Annotated in this window: 17 protein-coding genes; 9 read left to right on the top strand and 8 right to left on the bottom strand. The window is 75.1% G+C overall.

All coding sequences use genetic code 11. The features are described from left to right. Positions 1-63: 63 nt before the first annotated feature. Complete coding sequence (locus tag OG989_RS07230) at positions 64-510, bottom strand: imidazolonepropionase-like domain-containing protein (RefSeq protein ID WP_327030053.1); 447 nt, start codon at positions 508-510, stop codon at positions 64-66. Positions 511-513: 3 nt separating this feature from the next. Beyond that, on the bottom strand, positions 514-1281 hold the full coding sequence (locus tag OG989_RS07225) for an SGNH/GDSL hydrolase family protein (protein ID WP_151452780.1): 768 nt from the start codon (positions 1279-1281) through the stop codon (positions 514-516). A 423-nt stretch (positions 1282-1704) separates the two neighbouring features. Here OG989_RS07225 and OG989_RS07220 point away from each other — a divergent pair, with 423 nt between their 5' ends. From OG989_RS07220 to OG989_RS07195, 6 genes are all read left to right on the top strand, one after another. Beyond that, positions 1705-2076: a hypothetical protein gene (locus OG989_RS07220; protein WP_151452779.1), complete on the top strand. Its 372-nt coding sequence runs from the start codon at positions 1705-1707 to the stop codon at positions 2074-2076. Then, positions 2073-2576 carry a roadblock/LC7 domain-containing protein gene (locus OG989_RS07215; RefSeq protein ID WP_151452778.1) on the top strand — a complete coding sequence of 168 codons (504 nt, stop codon included), beginning with the start codon at positions 2073-2075 and terminating at the stop codon, positions 2574-2576. The genes OG989_RS07220 and OG989_RS07215 overlap by 4 nt, the downstream gene beginning before the upstream one ends. A 211-nt stretch (positions 2577-2787) precedes the next feature. After that, the gene (locus tag OG989_RS07210; RefSeq protein WP_151452777.1) at positions 2788-4557 is read left to right on the top strand and encodes a proline--tRNA ligase; all 1770 of its coding nucleotides are present in this window, start codon (positions 2788-2790) and stop codon (positions 4555-4557) included. A gap of 56 nt (positions 4558-4613) precedes the next feature. Continuing rightward, entirely contained in the window at positions 4614-5039 is a 426-nt protein-coding gene (locus OG989_RS07205) for a CBS domain-containing protein (protein ID WP_132235410.1), read from the top strand. Positions 5040-5113: 74 nt separating this feature from the next. Continuing rightward, positions 5114-5542 (top strand): SufE family protein, encoded by a 429-nt coding sequence (locus OG989_RS07200; RefSeq protein ID WP_327030052.1) that lies wholly within the window; start codon positions 5114-5116, stop codon positions 5540-5542. 20 nt (positions 5543-5562) lie between these two features. Beyond that, a complete protein-coding gene (locus OG989_RS07195) occupies positions 5563-6198 on the top strand; it encodes a DsbA family oxidoreductase (RefSeq protein ID WP_151452775.1) in 636 nt (211 codons plus the stop codon). Between the two features lie 90 nt (positions 6199-6288). Here the strand turns inward: OG989_RS07195 and OG989_RS07190 are convergent, their stop codons facing one another. Beyond that, positions 6289-6837 (bottom strand): YbaK/EbsC family protein, encoded by a 549-nt coding sequence (locus tag OG989_RS07190; protein ID WP_151452791.1) that lies wholly within the window; start codon positions 6835-6837, stop codon positions 6289-6291. A 150-nt stretch (positions 6838-6987) separates the two neighbouring features. Here OG989_RS07190 and OG989_RS07185 point away from each other — a divergent pair, with 150 nt between their 5' ends. Then, entirely contained in the window at positions 6988-7188 is a 201-nt protein-coding gene (locus tag OG989_RS07185; RefSeq protein ID WP_151452774.1) for a hypothetical protein, read from the top strand. Positions 7189-7297: 109 nt separating this feature from the next. Here OG989_RS07185 and OG989_RS07180 read toward each other — a convergent pair whose 3' ends face one another. The 3 genes from OG989_RS07180 to OG989_RS07170 form a co-directional block, all read right to left on the bottom strand. Continuing rightward, positions 7298-7492, bottom strand: coding sequence for a hypothetical protein (locus OG989_RS07180; RefSeq protein ID WP_132235413.1), 195 nt, complete (start codon positions 7490-7492; stop codon positions 7298-7300). A gap of 37 nt (positions 7493-7529) precedes the next feature. Further along, positions 7530-8306 carry an SDR family oxidoreductase gene (locus tag OG989_RS07175; RefSeq protein WP_327030051.1) on the bottom strand — a complete coding sequence of 259 codons (777 nt, stop codon included), beginning with the start codon at positions 8304-8306 and terminating at the stop codon, positions 7530-7532. A gap of 263 nt (positions 8307-8569) precedes the next feature. Next, positions 8570-9964 (bottom strand): MFS transporter, encoded by a 1395-nt coding sequence (locus OG989_RS07170; RefSeq protein WP_327030050.1) that lies wholly within the window; start codon positions 9962-9964, stop codon positions 8570-8572. 310 nt (positions 9965-10274) lie between these two features. On the opposite strand from OG989_RS07170, the gene OG989_RS07165 reads away from it, so the two are divergent. Both OG989_RS07165 and OG989_RS07160 read left to right on the top strand, forming a co-directional pair. Further along, positions 10275-14705 (top strand): cation-translocating P-type ATPase, encoded by a 4431-nt coding sequence (locus OG989_RS07165; protein ID WP_327030049.1) that lies wholly within the window; start codon positions 10275-10277, stop codon positions 14703-14705. A gap of 91 nt (positions 14706-14796) precedes the next feature. Continuing rightward, positions 14797-15600, top strand: a complete 804-nt coding sequence (locus OG989_RS07160) for an MBL fold metallo-hydrolase (protein WP_151452771.1) — start codon at positions 14797-14799, stop codon at positions 15598-15600. 169 nt (positions 15601-15769) lie between these two features. On the opposite strand, the gene OG989_RS07155 is transcribed toward OG989_RS07160, so the two are convergent. Both OG989_RS07155 and OG989_RS07150 read right to left on the bottom strand, forming a co-directional pair. Continuing rightward, on the bottom strand, positions 15770-16189 hold the full coding sequence (locus tag OG989_RS07155) for a CBS domain-containing protein (RefSeq protein ID WP_151452770.1): 420 nt from the start codon (positions 16187-16189) through the stop codon (positions 15770-15772). Positions 16190-16329: 140 nt separating this feature from the next. After that, the gene (locus tag OG989_RS07150) at positions 16330-17316 is read right to left on the bottom strand and encodes an L-threonylcarbamoyladenylate synthase (protein ID WP_151452769.1); all 987 of its coding nucleotides are present in this window, start codon (positions 17314-17316) and stop codon (positions 16330-16332) included. Between the last annotated feature and the right edge of the window lie 54 nt (positions 17317-17370).

Genomic DNA, 17370 nt, shown 5'->3' with positions numbered 1-17370 from the left:
ATCCCCAAGGTACGCCGCATCCCGGGCCAGTGACCGACCATCGGGAACGGCGTCGCCGGACGGTCAGGCGCGGCGGTGGGCGATCCGGCCGGCGACCACGGTCACCAGGCAGGCGCCGTCGGCGTCGAGGACCGCCAGGTCCGCGCGCCCACCGGGAGCCAGCGTCGGCGGTGCGGTGGCGGGCAGCACCAGCAGGTCGCTGCGCTCCACGGCGGCCCGCAGCGCCGGATCGGTCAGGTGGCCGGCCAGCACGGCGGTCACCCCGAGGCGCAGCAGCGCGTGCACCCGCTCGCGGGGAGTGTCGGCTGCCGGCAGCGGCCCGTCGTGCACCAGCCCCGGCCCGAGCGTGCCGGGCCAGCGGCGGATCCGGGCTCCGGCGTACGCCCCGGTCAGCTCGGCCAGCGGTCCGACCGCGACGATCCGGTCGGCCCGGACCGCGACGGCGGCCCCCGGGGTGGGCGGGGCGTCGGGCGCGGTCCGCAGCAGCGGCGCGGTGTGCAGGGTGAGCACGACTCAGTCGGTGATCGGGCCGAGCGACGGGCGCTTGGCGGTGACCGTGTCGCCGGAGGAGCGGCCGGTGAGCCGGCGCTTGATCCACGGCGCCAGGTGCCGCCCGGCCCAGCGCAGGTCGGCGGCGCGGGCGGCCAGCCAGGGCGTCGGCGCCGGGTGGGGCGGCACCATCAGCCACTCCTCGTCGCAGCCGACGCCGAGCGCGTTGAGCACCTGCGCGGCGACCCGCCGGTGCCCGGCTTCCGACAGGTGCAGCCGGTCGGTGCTCCAGAGCATCGGGTTGAGGTACGCGTCGTCGGCGTACAGGTCGACCAGGATGGCGCCGTGCCGCTCGGCGGTCTCGCCGACGGCCCGGTTGAGCAGTTGCACCCGGGGCGCGACGAGGCGCTGGCCGGGCAGCCGGGCCATCACGTCGGCGAACCGGAAGAGGACCACGTCGGCGCCGCCGGAGCGCAGCCTGCGCACCACGTCGTCGAAGCGGGTGACCAGGGCGTCCGGGTCGAAGGTGCGGCGGAGCACGTCGTTGCCGCCGGCCGCGAAGCTGATCAGGTCGGGCTTCATGGCGAGCGCGGCGGGCACCTGCTCGGCCACCACGCCGGGAAAGAGCCGGCCCCGGATGGCCAGGTTCGCGTACCGGAAGTCGGGGCCGGCCCCGGCGGCCAGCCGGGTGGCCACCAGGTCCGCCCAGCCCCGGTAGCTGCCGTCCGGGTACGCGTCGTCCATGCCCTCGGTGAAGCTGTCCCCGACCGCCACGTAACTGCGCCAGCGCACCTGATCATCCCTCCGACATGCGGCAGGGAAGGGCGCCTCGTCATCGCTTCCGGTGGGGCGAGGGTCCTTCCCGACGCGGGACAGTCTTCACCAGGAGGGCCGGTGGCGGGGGGACCGAGGAACAAACGTGGCGGAGGTCATCGTGGACGGCGGGATCGTGGCAGGATGCACCGGCCGTGCCCCGCCCGAGCTGAAAAGTTCGATGGCGCTGTCGGCCATCCGTCGGAGCGTCCTATTTGCGGGGACTGCCGGCCGACCGGCACGGTCCGGTCAGGTGGATGGCGTTGCCAGCAGGTGCGCTGCGGCCTCCGGTGTGCGAGCCTCGTCCAAGCCCTTTTAACGAGGTTGTAACACTTGTCACCGCCGTGTCACCCTCTGCACTGCAGACGGCGACGCCGCCCGCACGTCCTGGGAGAATGCAGCGTGTCGAACCTCGACCTGGCACTGAAGACCGCGATGAGCATCGACGGCGCGATCGGCGCCGCACTCGTCGACTACAACAGTGGGATGACCCTCGGCGTGGCGGGCGGAACCGGGGAGATCGACCTGACCGTCGCCGCCGCCGGCAACACCGATGTCGTCCGCGCCAAGCTGCGCACCATCGAGATGCTCAACCTGAACGACGAGATCGAGGACATCCTCATCACGCTCGGCACCCAGTACCACCTGATCCGCCCGGTGACCAGCCGCACCGGCAAGGGACTCTTCCTCTACCTGATGGTGAGCAAGAGCCGCGCCAACCTGGCGATGGCGCGTCACCAGCTGCGCAGCATCGAGGAGAGCCTGGAGCTGTGAGCGGGATCGACGACACCGAGACCCCACTTCCCCGCCGCACCGCACGCACGGGCACCCTTCCGCCACCCCGGTCGTTGCCCCCGTCGCTCGCCGGGAACACGTCGCTGCCGTACCCGGCGATCGGGCACGAGCTGTCGGAGCTGCGCCTCCAGATCCCCGGGGTGCACGGCTGCGTCCTCGGCGGCGTGGACGGCCTGCTCATCACCCACAACCTGCAGACCGACGTCGACCCGAACGACCTGGCGGCGCTCGCCGCCACCACGTACGGGCTGGGCCGGCAGGTCGGGCTGCGGCTGGGACAGGGCGACTTCCAGCAGTCCACCGTCCGCAACGCCGGCGGCTACCTGAGCGTCTACGCGGTCAGCTCGCAGGCGCTGCTCGCTGTCGTCGGCGAGGACAGCATCAACGTGGCCCGGCTGCACCTGCACGCCCCGCCGGTGGCCAAACGGCTCGCCGGCCTGCTGGATCAGGTCACGCTCGCCGGTCACGGCGCCCGCTGAGCCGGCCGGGCGGAACGCGGCGTTCCGCCCGGCCGCCGGTGCCCTGTCCGTCCCGCTGGAACAGTCGGGGAGGGGTGCGCGGGCCGCGTCGACCGGGTCAGGTCGCCGACGACCGCTGCCCGCCGCGCCGGCGGACGGCGAGCAGGAACCGGGCTGACGCCGTACCCGAAATGGATCGTCGTCCCGCCACCGGCCCCCGTACGCTGCGCCAATGCTGCTACGCATGTCGACCCTGCTGCTCCGGACCCTGCGCGAGGACCCGGCGGACGCGGAGGTGCCGAGCCACCGGCTCCTGCTGCGCGCCGGCTACATCCGTCGCGCCGCACCGGGCGGCTACACCTGGCTGCCGCTGGGCAAGCTGGTGCTGGACCGGGTCACCGATGTGGTCCGGCAGGAGATGACGGCGATCGGCGACCAGGAGGTGCACTTCCCGGCGCTGCTGCCGGCCGAGCCCTACCGGACCAGTGGCCGGTGGACGGAGTACGGCGACGACATCTTCACCCTCGCCGACCGGCGCGGCGCGGAGCACCTGCTGGCGCCCACCCACGAGGAACTGGCCGCGCTGCTGGTCAAGGACCTGTTCACCTCGTACCGGGACTTCCCGGTGACGCTCTTCCAGATCCAGACGAAGTTCCGGGACGAGGCCCGGCCGCGCGCCGGGCTGCTGCGCGGGCGCGAGTTCCTGATGAAGGACGCCTACTCGTTCGACCTCGACGAGGCGGGCCTCGCGGCGGCGTACGAGCGGCACCGCGGCGCGTACCGACGGATCTTCGACCGGCTCGGGCTGGAACACACGATCGTGCGCGCCACCTCCGGGGCGATGGGCGGTTCGGCGTCGGAGGAGTTCCTGGCGGCGACGCCCGTCGGCGAGGACACCTTCGTCGGCTGCACCGCCTGCGACTACGCCGCCAACACGGAGGCGGTGACCACGCCCGCCCCGCCGGCCGGCGACCCGGACGCCCAGCCGCCGGCCGAGGTGCACGACACCCCCGAGACCCCGACCATCGCCAGCCTGGTCGAGCTGGCCAACGCCCGCCGTCTGGGCGGTCGGGACGACTGGACCGCCGCCGACACCCTGAAGAACGTGGTGCTCGCCCTGCGCCGTCCCGGCGTGCAGGAGGCCGAGCTGCTGGTGGTCGGGCTGCCCGGCGACCGCGAGGTCGACCTGAAGCGGCTCGGCGCGGCGGTCGCCCCGGCCACCGTGGACGTCTTCGACGGCTGGGACGCCCGACCCGAGCTGGTCCGTGGCTACATCGGCCCGCAGGTGATGGCGAAGCTGGGCATCCGCTACCTGGCCGATCCCCGGGTCGTGCCGGGCAGCGCGTGGCTGACCGGCGCGAACGAGCCGGGCCGGCACGCGACGGGCGTGGTCTGCGGCCGGGACTTCGAGCCGGACGGCACGGTCGAGGCCGCCGAGGTGCGCCCCGGCGACCCCTGCCCGGCGTGCGGCACCGGCGAGCTGACCATGCGGCGGGGCATCGAGATCGGGCACATCTTCCAGCTCGGTCGCCGCTACACCGACGCCTTCGCCGTCGACGTGCTCGGTCCCGCCGGCAAGCCCGTCCGGCCGACCATGGGCTGCTACGGGATCGGGGTGTCCCGCGCGGTCGCGGCGATCGCCGAACAGCACCACGACGAGCGGGGACTCGTCTGGCCGACGGCGGTCGCGCCGTGCGACGTACACCTGGTGGCTGCCGGGAAGGGGCCGCAGCTGGACGCGGCGCTGGAGCTCGGCGGGCGGCTCGCCGCCGCCGGCCTGCGGGTGCTCGTCGACGACCGGACGCACGTCTCCGCCGGGGTGAAGTTCACCGACGCCGAGCTGATCGGCATCCCGCGCGCCGTCGTGGTCGGCCGCCGTCTCGCCGAGGGGTACGTCGAGCTACGCGACCGGGCGTCCGGCGAGCGCGTCGAACTGCCGGTCGACGGGGTGGCGGACCGGCTGGTCGACCAGGTACACCGGGAGCGCGGAAACGTGGTGTAGCGAACGTGTCACGGGGTACCGCAGTCCGATCGACTGAATGCGTTCTGGAGGCTCTCATGACCGGTTACCGGGTCAGCGACGTGATGACGAAGCAGGTCATCTACCTGCCGGCCGAGACCACCCTGGACGAGGCGGCCAGGGTGATGAAGGAGGCGGACATCGGCGACGTGGTGGTCACCGACGGCGCCACCCTCGCCGGCATGCTCACCGACCGCGACATCGTCGTACGGGCGGTGGCCGAGCGCAGCGACCCGGCCACCACCACGATCGGCTCGATCATCACCCGCGAGGTGGTGATGATCGAGCAGCACTCGACCGCGGCCGAGGCGGCGGCCCTGATGCGGGAGCGGGGCATCCGGCGGGTGCTGGTCTGCGACAGCGAGCGCAAGCTGGTCGGCATCGTCTCCCTCGGTGACCTCGCGATGCAGCTCGATCCCCACTCGGCGCTGAGCGACATCAGCGAGCAGGCACCGACCGTCTGAGGTGGGCGGAAGGGCCCTTCCTGACGCCCGTGGCGCAGGAGGGGTCCCCTGCCGGCGGCGGTAGCCTCGGGGGCATGTCATCCATGCCGGCCAGGCTTTCCGAGATCGTCGACGAGTTCGCCGCCGCGCCCCGCGACGTGGTGCTGGAGATGTTGCTGGAGTACGCCGACGTCATCCCGCCGCTGCCCGCCGACGCCGCCGACCGGGAGGGCATGGAGCAGGTGCCGGAGTGCCAGACGGCGTTCTTCCTGCGCGCCCGGGTCACCCCGGAGAAGACGGTGGAGACGCTGTTCGACTGCCCGCCGGAGGCGCCCACCACGCGCGCGTTCGCCGGCATCCTCGCCGAAGGGCTGGCCGGGGCGAGCGCGGACGAGGTGCTCGCCGTGCCCGACGACCTCTACCAGCGGATGGGCCTGGCCCAGGCCATCAGCCCGCTACGGGTGCGCGGCGGCACGGCCATCCTGGCCCGGCTCAAGCGGCAGGTCCGGGAACAGACCAGCTAGACGGAGGGTTGTCACCCGACATGGAGATCGAGATCTACGCCGACGTCGTGTGCCCCTGGTGCTACATCGGCAAGCGTCGGCTGGAGCAGGCCCTGGAGTCGTACGACGGCGAGGTGACCGTCCGCTACCGGCCGTTCCAGCTCGACCCGTCGCCGGTGCCGGAGCCGCGTCCACTTGTCGACGCGATGGCCGCGAAGTTCGGCGGGCCGGACCGCGTCCGGCAGATGTTCGGTCAGGTAACGGAGGTGGGGGCCCAGGTCGGCCTGAAGCTCGACTTCGACCGCGCGGTCGCGGCGAACACCTTCGACGCGCACCGCCTGGTCGCCTGGGCCACCGACCGGGGACGCGCCGCGGAGACGGTCGACGCGCTCTACCGCGCCCACTTCACCGACGGCGTCGACGTCGGCTCCCGCGACGCGCTCGCCGCGCTCGCCGCCGAGGTGGGCCTGGACGCGGCCGAGGCGCGCCGCTTCCTCGACTCCGACGAGCGGGTGGCGGAACTCTCCGACGAGCTGGCCACCGCCCGGCAGATCGGGGTGACCAGCGTGCCCACCTTCGTGCTGGCCGGCCGGTACGCGGTCACCGGCGCCCAGGAGCCGGAGACGCTGCTCGCCGCCCTGGCCGAGGTGGACCGCCGCGAGGCCGAAGCCGACTGAGCCGTCCACGGCGGCGGTGGGGCCGACCCCGACGACGGACATCGACATGGGTGATGTTTCACGTGCAACGACATCGACGTCCGTCACCGGTCAGGCCGGCCTGGCCAGCCCCTCCACCACGCGCGCGCCGGGCAGCGCGCCGAGCGCCGGCCCGGGCAGCGCGATCTTGCTGTGCCGTACGCCCGACCCGATGATCACGTGCGGGGCGGCGATCACCCGCGCGTCGACCAGGATCGGCCACTGCTCCGGCAGGCCGATCGGGGTGATGCCGCCGTACTCCATGCCGGTCAGCTCCACCGCCTCGGCCATCGGCGCGAAGCTCGCCTTCCGCACGTCGAGCGCGCGGCGGGCCACCCCGTTGACGTCGACGCGGGTGGTGGCGAGCACGACGCAGGCCGCGTAGCGCACGACCCCCTCGCGCTTGCCGGCCACCACCACGCAGTTGGCCGACTCGTCCAGCCCCACCTCGTACGCGGCGCAGAAGGCGGCCGTGTCGGCCAGCTCGGCGTCGATCGGCGCCACCAGCACGTCGTCCACGTCCACCGGCGCCTCGGCGGGCCACTGCCCGACGGCGGCGGCGACCGGCGGAGCGAGCAGGTCGAGCCGACTGCGGGCAGGTTCGGTCTTCAGCGTCCCCATCACGCCTGCGATCCTCGCACCCGCCCGGGCCCGGCGTTCCACCACCTGACCAGCGGGCGGAACCGCCGTCGACAGGGGTCACCCCTATCGATCCGGAGACGGGTCCCGACGGCGTGTGGGAGCGGGCGATGCCGGGTACCGGCGATCGGCATGAGTGAACTTCCGCTGCACATCCTGACCGACGCAGGCTTCACGACCGACGAGGCGAACTCCATCGTCGACCACCTCCTCAAGGGTGTCGACACCCACGACGGAAGAGGCGAGACCGACCGGATCGACGTCGAGTCGCTCCCGGAGGAGAAGAAGGCCGCCGTCGACAAGTTCAACCTGGCAGTGGCCGCCGACTTCTAGCCACCCGGAGCACCGGCCCCGTCCCGGACCGCCCTCCCGGACCGCCGGGACGGGCCGGTCGGGACGGGCCGGTCGAACGGAAAACCCCGGGCCGGTCGGGACGGGCCGGTCAGTTGCCGGTGAGGAAGCCGTTCTCGCGGAGCAGCGCGCGGTCCCGGACGGAGGCCAGTTCCTCCGCCCGTTCGGCCTGGACCCGGCGCACCTCCATCTCCTCCAGGGCGTGGCGGATGGCGAGCCGGATCACGCCGTAGAGGAAGACGAAACCGGCGACGTACAGGATGACGGTGGCGACCATGGCGAACATGGCGTCACGGTAGGCCGGACGTGAACGCGCAGGCCGTTCATCTTGCGCCCGTTCCCCCGTACGTGTCGGCGAGGTGGTCGGCCCAGGTCCGGACGCCCTTCGGGGTCGCCTCGGTGACCAGGCCGCCCGAGCGCAGGGCACGGCCGATCCCACCGGGTATCCGGACCGGGAGCAGCGGACGGCGGGACCGCCGGGCGGCCGTCCACGCGCGGGCCGCGTCGTCGAAGCGGAGCACCTCCGGGCCGCCGTACTCCTCGATGCCGTGCAGCGGGCCGGCGGTCAGCCGCCGGACGAGGCGGTCCGCGACCTCGCCGGGATCCACCGGCTGGGCGAGTACGGCCGGATCGCCGATCACCGGGCCGAGGCGGCTCGCCCCGCGCAGCAGCCCGTCGAGGAACTCCGGGAACTGGGTCGCCCGCAGCACCGTCCACGGCACCGTGCCGGCCGCCACGACCTGCTCGGCGGCGAGCTTGTGCCGGTAGTAGGGGATCGGCACCCGGTCCACCCCGACGATCGAGACGTAGACCAGGTGCCGTACGCCCGCCTGCCCGGCGGCGACGACCAGCCGGCGGGTGCCGAGCACGTCGACCCGGTGGGTCTGCCGCCCCCGGTTCGGTGCCGAAGCCAGGTGCAGTACGGCGTCCACGCCGGCCACCGCCTCGACCACCCCCTCCCCGGTGGCCAGGTCGGCGACCACCCACGAGCCGGTACGCGCCCGCCGGCTCGTCGCCCGCACGTCCCAACCCTCGGCACGCAGCCGGGGCAGCACCACCCGCCCCAGCCGACCGCCCGCCCCGGTAACCAGCACCCGCATGGTTCCCTCCCTCTCCGGCCGTCGCGCGCCCGCCACGCGACAGTGGTGGTGACGGCGCCCGGCCCACGCGTGTGACCGGCTGTGCGACGGCTCACCGCAGCAGGACGGCTCACCGCAGCAGGTCGGCCGCTGTCAGCACCACGGCCATCGGCAGGATGGTCAGGAAGTTCATCGCCCGCCCATCCTCCCGGGCCGACGGCCGCCACCGGACCGGATCGGCACATCGCCGCCGGCCGTGCCGGAGTCGGGCACCCGCCGGGCGGTCAGCCGGCGCGGATCCCGGACGCGCCGGGCACCACCCGGCCGGCGAGAACGACACCCAGCAGGGCCAGCCCCGAGGCCACCGCGAGCGTGCCGGCGTAGCTGGCCGGTCCCGGGGCCGCCCCGGCCGCGAGCACCGCGCCGGTGAGCGCCAGCACGGTCGCCGCGAAGAGCGAGTCGCCCAGTTGCAGCGAGGAGCTGTTGCGGCCCTGCTCGCCGGGGGCGGACAGCTCCAGCGTGAGCACCGACAACGACGGATAGAGCAGCCCCATGCCGAGACCCGCGCCGGCCCAGCCCAGCACGCCGACCCAGACCGGCACCGCCGGCGCGACAGCGAGCGTGACCACGGCCGTACCGGCGGCGATGCAGGTCAGCCCCGCCCTCGGCAGGGTGGCCCGGGAGCGCGGCGGCGGCATCCGCCCCTGCAACCAGGAACCCGCCGACCAGGCGAGCGCGCCCGTGGTCAGGACCAGGCCGGCGGCGGTCGCCGACAGCCCGCGCTCCCGCGAGAGCATCAGCGGGATCACCACCTCCGCGCCCACGAACGCGGCCGAGGCGAGACCGCGCAGCCCGATCACCGTGGGCAGGCCCCGGCCGGCGCGCAGGAACCCGGCCGGCAGCAGCCGGGGCGCGCAGACCAGCAGCCCGATCAGCGCCAGGGCCACCAGCCCGACGGCGGCAGCGCCGCGCTGCTGCCCCCCGATGTGCAACAGTGCGGCGCTCACCCCCGCCCCGCAGGCCCAGCCGATCCGGGCCGCCGCGCCGGACGGCAACCGGGTCACCGGGGGCACGCCGATCGCCCGCAGGCCGGGGTGGATCAGCAGCACCGCCGGCACCGCCACCACCGGCACCGCCAGGAAGACCCAGCGCCAGCCGAGGTGTTCCACGATCAGGCCGGCCAGCGCCGGCCCGACCAGCGACGGTACGACCCACGCGGCGGCGAACGCCGCAAAGATCCGCCGGTGCAGCGCCTCCGGGTACGCCTGCCCGACGATCACGTAGAGCGCCACCGAGAGCAGGCCGGAGCCGAGGCCCTGCACGATCCGGCCGGCGACCAGGACGCCCATGGTGGTGGCGCCACCGGCGAGCACCAGCCCCAGCACGAACCAGCCGAGCCCGTGCCACATCGGCGCCCGGGGGCCCCGCGAGTCGCACCAGATGCCGGAGGCGACCATGGCGAGCACGCCGGCGGCGAACGGCCCCCCGAAGGCGATCCCGTAGAGGGCCAGCCCGTCGAGGTTGCGGGCGACGGTCGGCATGGCGGTGCCCACCGCCAGCGCCTCGAAGGCGAGCAGCGAGATCAGCGCGACGCTGCCCACCGTCATCGCGCGCAGCCGGGGCGCGAAGAGCCCGGCCTCGTCGGCGACCGGGGCGGCGTGCGTCGCCGTTCCGGTCACCTCCGGCCCGCCGCGCCCGGCAGCCACAACGGTCGGTGGCCGAGGCGGGCCCGCGGGTCCGACGGACCCGTCTCGCAGCGGAGCAGTTCGATCAGCATGCGACAAGCCTCGGACCTCAACCCGGCTTCAGGTCAAGGGAGACCCGACTCTCTCCGGCCCATCCGGGGAACTTCCGCTGCTCGGAGCGCATAACGGACGATCAGCCGGGAAGCCAGGCCGCCGGAGCTTCAGGCGTGGGAGGCGAGATGGCGTACGGCGGGAGCAGCGGCAGCGAGGGGCCTGACCGGCGCCTGTCCGGTCGTACGCCTCGATGATCTCACTGGTCCGCACCGCCGGCCGGCTCCTTCCGCCGGTGACGGTGCCGCCGGTCGTCGGCGAGGCGTCCCGGAACGTCGGTGCCGTCGCGGCCCGGCTGGCGCGGGCGGCCGGGCTGGGCCGGCGTCGGGTCTGGTCCCGCCCCGGGCGGCACCACATCGAGGTGCTCGGGGTCTGCCAGGACGGCGGCGACGTCCTCGCGCGGCAGGTCGAGGCGGCGCTGGAGCGGATGCCCGGCGTGGAGTGGGCGCGGGTCAACGCCCCGTCCGGCCGGGTGGTCGTCGCCGTCGGTACGCCGGAGCCCGCCCTGCGGGACCTCATCGCGACCGTCGCCCGCACCGAACACACCTGTCCGCACGAGCCGGACCCGGAGATCCCGCCGCCGCACCCGCCCGAGGAGGGGCCGCGCACGCCGCGCACCCTCGGCGCGCTGGCCTCCGACGCCCTGGGCCTGACCCTCTCCGCCGCCACCCGGATCCTGCCGTTCACGCCGGTGCCCGGGGAGGTCGCCGGGCTGCTCGGCGCGGTCGACCTGCACCCGAGGCTGCACGCGCTGGCGGACCGGGGGCTGCGTGCCGACCCCCGGGCCGAACTGCTGTTCCCGCTCGCCGAGGCGGTGGTGCAGGGCCTCACGGGTAGCTGGACCGGGCTCGTGCTCGACAGCGCGCACCGGGTGGTGCAGTGGGGCGAGGCGCGCGCCCAGCTCCGCGCGTGGGAACAGGCCGAGCCTCGGCTGACCGGGCATCCGGAGCGGGCCGCCGCCTCCGTGCCGAAGATCGAGCGCCCCCGGCCGAAGCCGGACGGCCCCGTCGAGAGGTACGTGGCCCGGACGCTCGACGCGGGCGCCGTGGCGGCGGCCGCCGCGACGCCGGTCGTGGGTGGGAAGCGGGCCGCCGCGCTGGGCCTCTCCACGCTGCCCAAGGCTCCTGGCAGCGGGCGCGAGGGTTATGCCGCGCAGCTCGGCCTGATCCTCGCCCGGCGCGGGGTGATCGCGATGGACCGCAGCGTGCTGCGCGAACTCGACCGGATCGACACCCTGCTGCTGGACGCCGCCGTACTCGGCTCCGACCGGGGCGTGCTGGCGGACCTGGCGCCACTGGCCGGTGCGGACACCGGGCGGGTGGCGGCGCGCGCGTTCGCCCTCTTCGACCCCGCCGCGCCCCGGGAGCTGCGGCACGCCGACGGCTGGCGGCTCGGGCCGCTGGACGCGCTGGACGTCGAGGACCCGGGCGACACCGACGACAGCCGGCGGCTGCGCGACGCGGGCGCCCCCGTGCTCGGCCTGGCCGACGGCGACACCCTCGCCGCCGTACTGCGGGTCGAGCCGGAGCCGGCGCCGGGCGTCGACGCGCTGCCGGCCGCCGCCCGCCGGGCCGGCCTGCGGCTGGTCGTGGCCGGCGACGACGAGCGGCGGTACGACTTCGCCGACGCCCACCTGCCCGGCCGCGACCGGCTGGTCGAGTCGGTGCGGGAGCTGCAACGCGACGGGGCCGTGGTGATGGTGGTCTCCGGTGACCGGGCCGCGCTCGGCGCCGCCGACTGCGGGCTGGGGATCGCCGCCTTCGAGGACCTGCCGCCCTGGGGCGCGCACCTGCTGGTCGGCGCCGACCTGCGGGTGGCGGCGCTGGTGGTCGAGGCGGCCGGGGTGGCCCGCCGGATGGCCCGGCAGAGCATCGGCCTGGCCATGGCCGGCACCGGCCTCGGCGCGCTGAACGCGCTCACCGCCCCCCGCGAGCGGCTGCCCGGACGCGCCCTCATGGCCGTGAACGGGGCGGCGGCGCTGGCCTTCGCCCACGGCGTCCTGCGGGCGCACCGGCTGCCCGGCCCGGCGAACTCCCCGGCGCCCGACATCACCGCGTGGCACCTGATGCCGTCCTCCACCGTGCTCAACCAGCTCGACACCGGCCCGGACGGGCTCGCCACCGACGAGGCCGAACGCCGCCGGGGCAACCGGGAGGCCCGGCCCTCGGGGCCGACGGGGCTGCTCCGCGCCTTCGTCGACGAGCTGGCCAACCCGCTCACCCCGGTGCTGGCCGCTGGGGCGGTGCTCTCGGCCACCTTCGGCTCGCCCGTCGACGCCGCCCTGGTCGGCGGCGTGGTCGGCGGCTCGGCGCTGCTCGGGGCGGTGCACCAGCACAACACCGAGCGGTCGCTGGCCGAACTGCTGTCCCGCTCGGCGGTGACCGCCCGGGTACGCCGCGACGGCGCGGAGCGGATCCTGCCGGCCGAGGACCTGGTGCCGGGGGACGTCGTCCTCCTCGAATCGGGGGACGCCGTCCCGGCCGACTGCCGGGTGCTGGAGTCGGCCGGGCTGGAGATGGACGAGTCATCGCTCACCGGCGAGTCGCTGCCGGTCGGCAAGACCGACCAGCCGGTGGTCGCCGCTGCTGTCGCCGACCGGCGGTCGATGCTCTACGAGGGCACCAGCGTCGCCGCCGGCCACGGAACGGCGGTGGTGGTCGCGACGGGTGCGGGCACCGAGGCGGGGCGGAGCCTGGCGATGGCCCGGCAGGCCCCGCCGTCGAGCGGTGTGGAGGCACGGCTGGGCCGGTTGACCCGGGCGGCGATCCCACTGGCCGCCGGCTCGGCGGTGGCGGTGGCCGGCGCGGGCCTGCTTCGGGGCGTACCCCTGGCCCAGACCGCCGCGACCGCCGCGAACCTGGCCGTCGCGTCCGTCCCGGAGGGGCTGCCCTTCCTGGTCAGCGCCGCACAGCTCGCCGCCGCACGGCGGCTGGCGGAGCACGGCGCGCTGGTCCGCAACCCGCGCACCATCGAGACGCTCGGGCGGGTGGACGTGCTCTGCTTCGACAAGACCGGCACCCTCACGGAGGGGCAGCTGATGCTCGCCGGGGTCGGCGACGACGGCCGGTACGCACCGGTCGACCGCCTCGACGACGGCCTGCTGCGCACCCTCTCGGCCGCGCTGCGCGCCACCCCGGGCGCCGACGACCCCCACGACCTGGCCCAGCAGACCGACCGGGCGGTCCGGTCCGGCGCGCAGGCCGCCGGGGTGACCGAGCAGACCGGCGCCCAGGGATGGGAGCCGGTGGGTGGGCTGCCGTTCGAGCCGTCCCGCGGCTACCACGCCACCGTCGGCCGGGCCGGGGACCGGCTGCTGCTCAGCGTGAAGGGGGCGCCGGAGTCGGTGCTGCCCCGGTGCTCAAGCTGGCGTACGCCGGGGGGACGCGACGAGCCCCTCGACGACGAGGGCCGAGGCGGGTTGCACGCCGTGCTCGCCGACCGGGCGGGGGCGGGACACCGCATCCTCGCCGTGGCCGAATGCCGGGTCTCCTCGCCCGGAGTCACCGACGATCAGGTGCACGACCTGACCTTCGTCGGCTTCCTGGCCCTCGCCGACGGGGTACGCGAGAGCGCCGCCCCCGCCGTGCGCCGGATCCGCCAGGCCGGCGTGCACACCATCATGATCACCGGTGACCATCCGGCGACCGCCGAGGCGATCGCGGCCACCATCAGCGACCACGAGGAGCAGCGGGTCGTCACCGCAACGGAACTCGACCAGCTCGACGACGAGGCCCTCGCCGCGCGGCTCGCCGCCACGGACGTGGTGGCCCGGTGCACCCCGGCGCACAAGGTCCGGATCATCCAGGCGTTGCAGCGGTGCGGACGTACGGTGGCGATGACCGGCGACGGCGCCAACGACGCCGCGGCGATCCGGCTGGCCGACGTGGGCATCGCCCTCGGTCAGCGGGGCACCCCGGCGGCCCGGGCGGCGGCCGACCTGGTGGTCACCGACGACCGGCTGGAGACCATCATCGCCACCCTGGTCGAGGGCCGGGCGATGTGGTCCTCGGTACGCCACGCGCTCAGCATCCTGGTCGGCGGGAACCTCGGCGAGATCGCGTTCAGCGTGCTGACCGCCGCCGCGACCGGCCGCTCGGCGCTCACCGGCCGACAACTTCTCCTGGTCAACCTGCTCACCGACCTGGCACCGGCGTTGGCGATCGCGATCCGGCCACCCGACGCGGACCACGCCGACGGCCTGCTCCGGGAGGGCCCCGACACGTCGCTGGGCGAGACGATGACCCGGGAGATCGGGCTGCGCGCCGCCGCCACGACGCTGGGCGCCACCGCTGGCTGGACGTTGGCCCGCTACACCGGGCGACGCAGGCGGGCGGGCACCGTCGCACTGGTCTCGCTGGTCGGCACCCAGCTCGGGCAGACGGTGCTGGCCGGCGGCACCAGCCCGGCCGTACTGGCCTCCACCGCCGCGTCGCTCGGGGCGCTGGTGGTGGTCGTCCAGACACCGGGGGTCAGCCACTTCTTCGGCTGCACACCGCTCGGCCCGGTCGGCTGGACCATCGCGACGGGCTCCGCGCTCGGCGCCACCTTCGCCAACGGCGCGCTCACCCGCCTCGTGGAGCGCCTGCCCGGCTCCGGGTCCGGCACGGACGACGAACAGGCCTGACCGGGTTCGGCGACCGCAGTCGACCAGCACGCCGTGACCCCGGCCGGAATGGGCCCGCCGATCACGGGTAGGGCTACCGGTGGAGGTGCACATGTCGACGACGCAGCCCGAGGTCACGTTCATCGGCACCGCCACCACGGTGCTGCGGATCGGCGGGTTCACCCTGCTCACCGACCCGAACTTCCTGCACCGGGGCCAACGCGCGTACCTGGGCAAGGGGCTCTGGTCGCGACGGCGCACCGACCCGGCGCTGCGGATCGCCCAACTGCCGTCGCTGGACGCGGTCGTCCTCTCCCACCTGCACGGCGACCACTTCGACCGCGTGGCCCGCCGGGAACTCGACCGGGAGCTGCCCATCGTCACCACTCCCGCCGCCGAGCGGAAGCTGCGCCGCTGGGGCTTCCGGGCCGCCGAGGGGCTGCCCACCTGGAACTCCCGGGAGCTGCGCCGCGACGGCGAGACGCTGCGGCTGACCTCGATGCCGGGCAGGCACGGGCCGGGCGCGCTGGACCTGCTGATGCCCGACGTGATGGGCACGATGATCGACCTGGAACGTGACGGCAGCCGCCGGTTCCGCCTCTACGTCACCGGCGACACGCTCAACCGGCCGATGCTGGCCGAGATCCCCGAGCGGTACCCGGACATCGACGCGATGCTGATCCACCTCGGCGGCACCCGGATCGCCGGCATCCTGCTCACCATGGACGCGCGGCAGGGCGCCGACCTCGTCGAGTTGGTCCGGCCGAAGCTCACCGTGCCGATCCACTACGACGACTATCCGGTGTTCCGCTCGCCGCTGGGCCACTTCGTGGCGGAGGCCCGGCGGCGCGGCCTCGCCGGAACCGTCCGCACCATCGCCCGCGGCGAGACCGTCCCGCTGACCCCGCCGGACTGAGCCGCCGGCCCCCGGCCCATCCGGTCCCGCCAGCGCCTCCTCCCGCGCATCCGGCCCACCCGGTCCCGCCAGGGCCGCCTCCCGCGCATCCGGCCCGTCGGTGCCCCGCGTACGCCGATCGCCGCCTCCCAGCCGGGGCCGGAGGGCGGCGATCGGTCGTGACGTGCGGTCAGACGCGCTCGGAGATGGCCTCGATGAGGTCCCCCACCGGGCGCTCGGGCAGGGAGCGGGCCACGTCGGCGACGGCCACGATGCCGACGAGCTCGTGCCCGTCGATCACCGGCAGCCGGCGCACCTTGTGCTGGCTCATGGTCCGCAGGATCTCCGCCGCGTCGTCGTCGGCGCCGATCGTCACCGCCTCGCCCTGGGCGAGTTCACCGGCGGTGACGCCGCCCGGGTCGCGGCCCTCGGCGAGGACCTTCACCACGATGTCGCGGTCGGTCAGCATTCCCTTGAGGCGGTTGTCGTCCCCGCAGATCGGCAGCGAGCCTACGCCCAGCTGGGCCATCTGCTTGGCGGCCGTCTTGAGGTCGTCCTGCTCACGGATGCAGGTCACGTCGTTCGTCATGATCTCGCGTGCGGTCGGCACTGGCTGACACCTCACTTCCAGGGGGTCGTTGCCGTTTCTCCTACCCCCGTCCTCCCGGCCCATGCGCCCGGGAGGAACCGCCGGCACCGACAGCGTTCGCGCCCGCCGGGAGGCGGCGCCGCCCGACCCGGGTGCCCGCGTCAGGCCGTCGGGTGCCAGGTGGCGGCGGCGCGGCGCAGCCGGTCGTTGACCGCGCGGCCGACGCCCACCTCGGGAACCGGCTCGACCAGGATCTCGCCGACCCCGGCGGCGTCCAGCTCGTGCAGCGCGTCGAACAGCCGCGCGGCGGCCTCCGTCAGGTCGCCGGCGGCGGAGAGCACCTCCACGGCCGCCCAGTCGCCCGCCGGCCGGTCCCGGAAGGCCAGGAAGCCGCGCCGGACCCCGTCGGCCGCCGGCGGCTCGCCGCCCGAGGCCAACCGCAGCGGCGTACGCGGGGCGTAGTGCGCCGCCAGCGTGCCGGGCGCGACGGGCTGACCGGAGCTGCCCGGGCGTACGGTCACCGGGCCGGCCGCCTCCTCCAGCGCCTCCACGGGCAGCGCGCCGAGGCGCAGCACCACCGGCCGCCCGCCCCGGGCGTCCACGATGGTCGACTCGATGCCGCACCGCGTCGGCCCACCGTCGAGCACCACGTCCACGGCGGCACCCAGGCCCCGCACCACGTGCTCCGCCCGCGTCGGGCTGAGCTGGCCGAACCGGTTCGCGCTCGGCGCCGCCACCGGCACCCCGGCCTCGGCGATCAGCGCCCGCGCGTACGCGTTGTCCGGCACACGGACCGCCATCGTCGCCAGCCCGGAGGTGACGATCGGCGGGATCGCCGCCGGCCGGTCCACGATCAGCGTGAGCGGCCCGGGCCAGAAGCGCTCGGCCAACGCCGTCACCGCCGCCGGCACCGCCCCGACCAGCTTCTCCAGCTCGGCCGCGTCCGCGAGGTGCGTGATCAGCGGATCGAAGCTGGGCCGCGCCTTCGCCTCGAAGATCCGGGCGGCGGCCCGGGCGTCCAACGCGTTCGCGCCGAGCCCGTAGACGGTCTCGGTGGGAAAGGCCACCAACCCGCCGGTACGCAGGACGGAGGCCGCCTCGGCGATGCCGCTGTCGGCCGGGAGCACGCGTGGGGATCCGGTGGTCACGCCTCCGACGCTAACCTGCCGGGGCGGGCGGCTCGTGGGCGGCCGGGCGGAACC

It is taken from the genome of Micromonospora sp. NBC_01740 (assembly GCF_035920365.1).
Lineage (GTDB): Bacteria > Actinomycetota > Actinomycetes > Mycobacteriales > Micromonosporaceae > Micromonospora > Micromonospora reichwaldensis.
The sequence above is the reverse complement of the archived record's forward strand: the minus strand, read 5'-3'. Positions and strand labels throughout refer to the sequence as shown.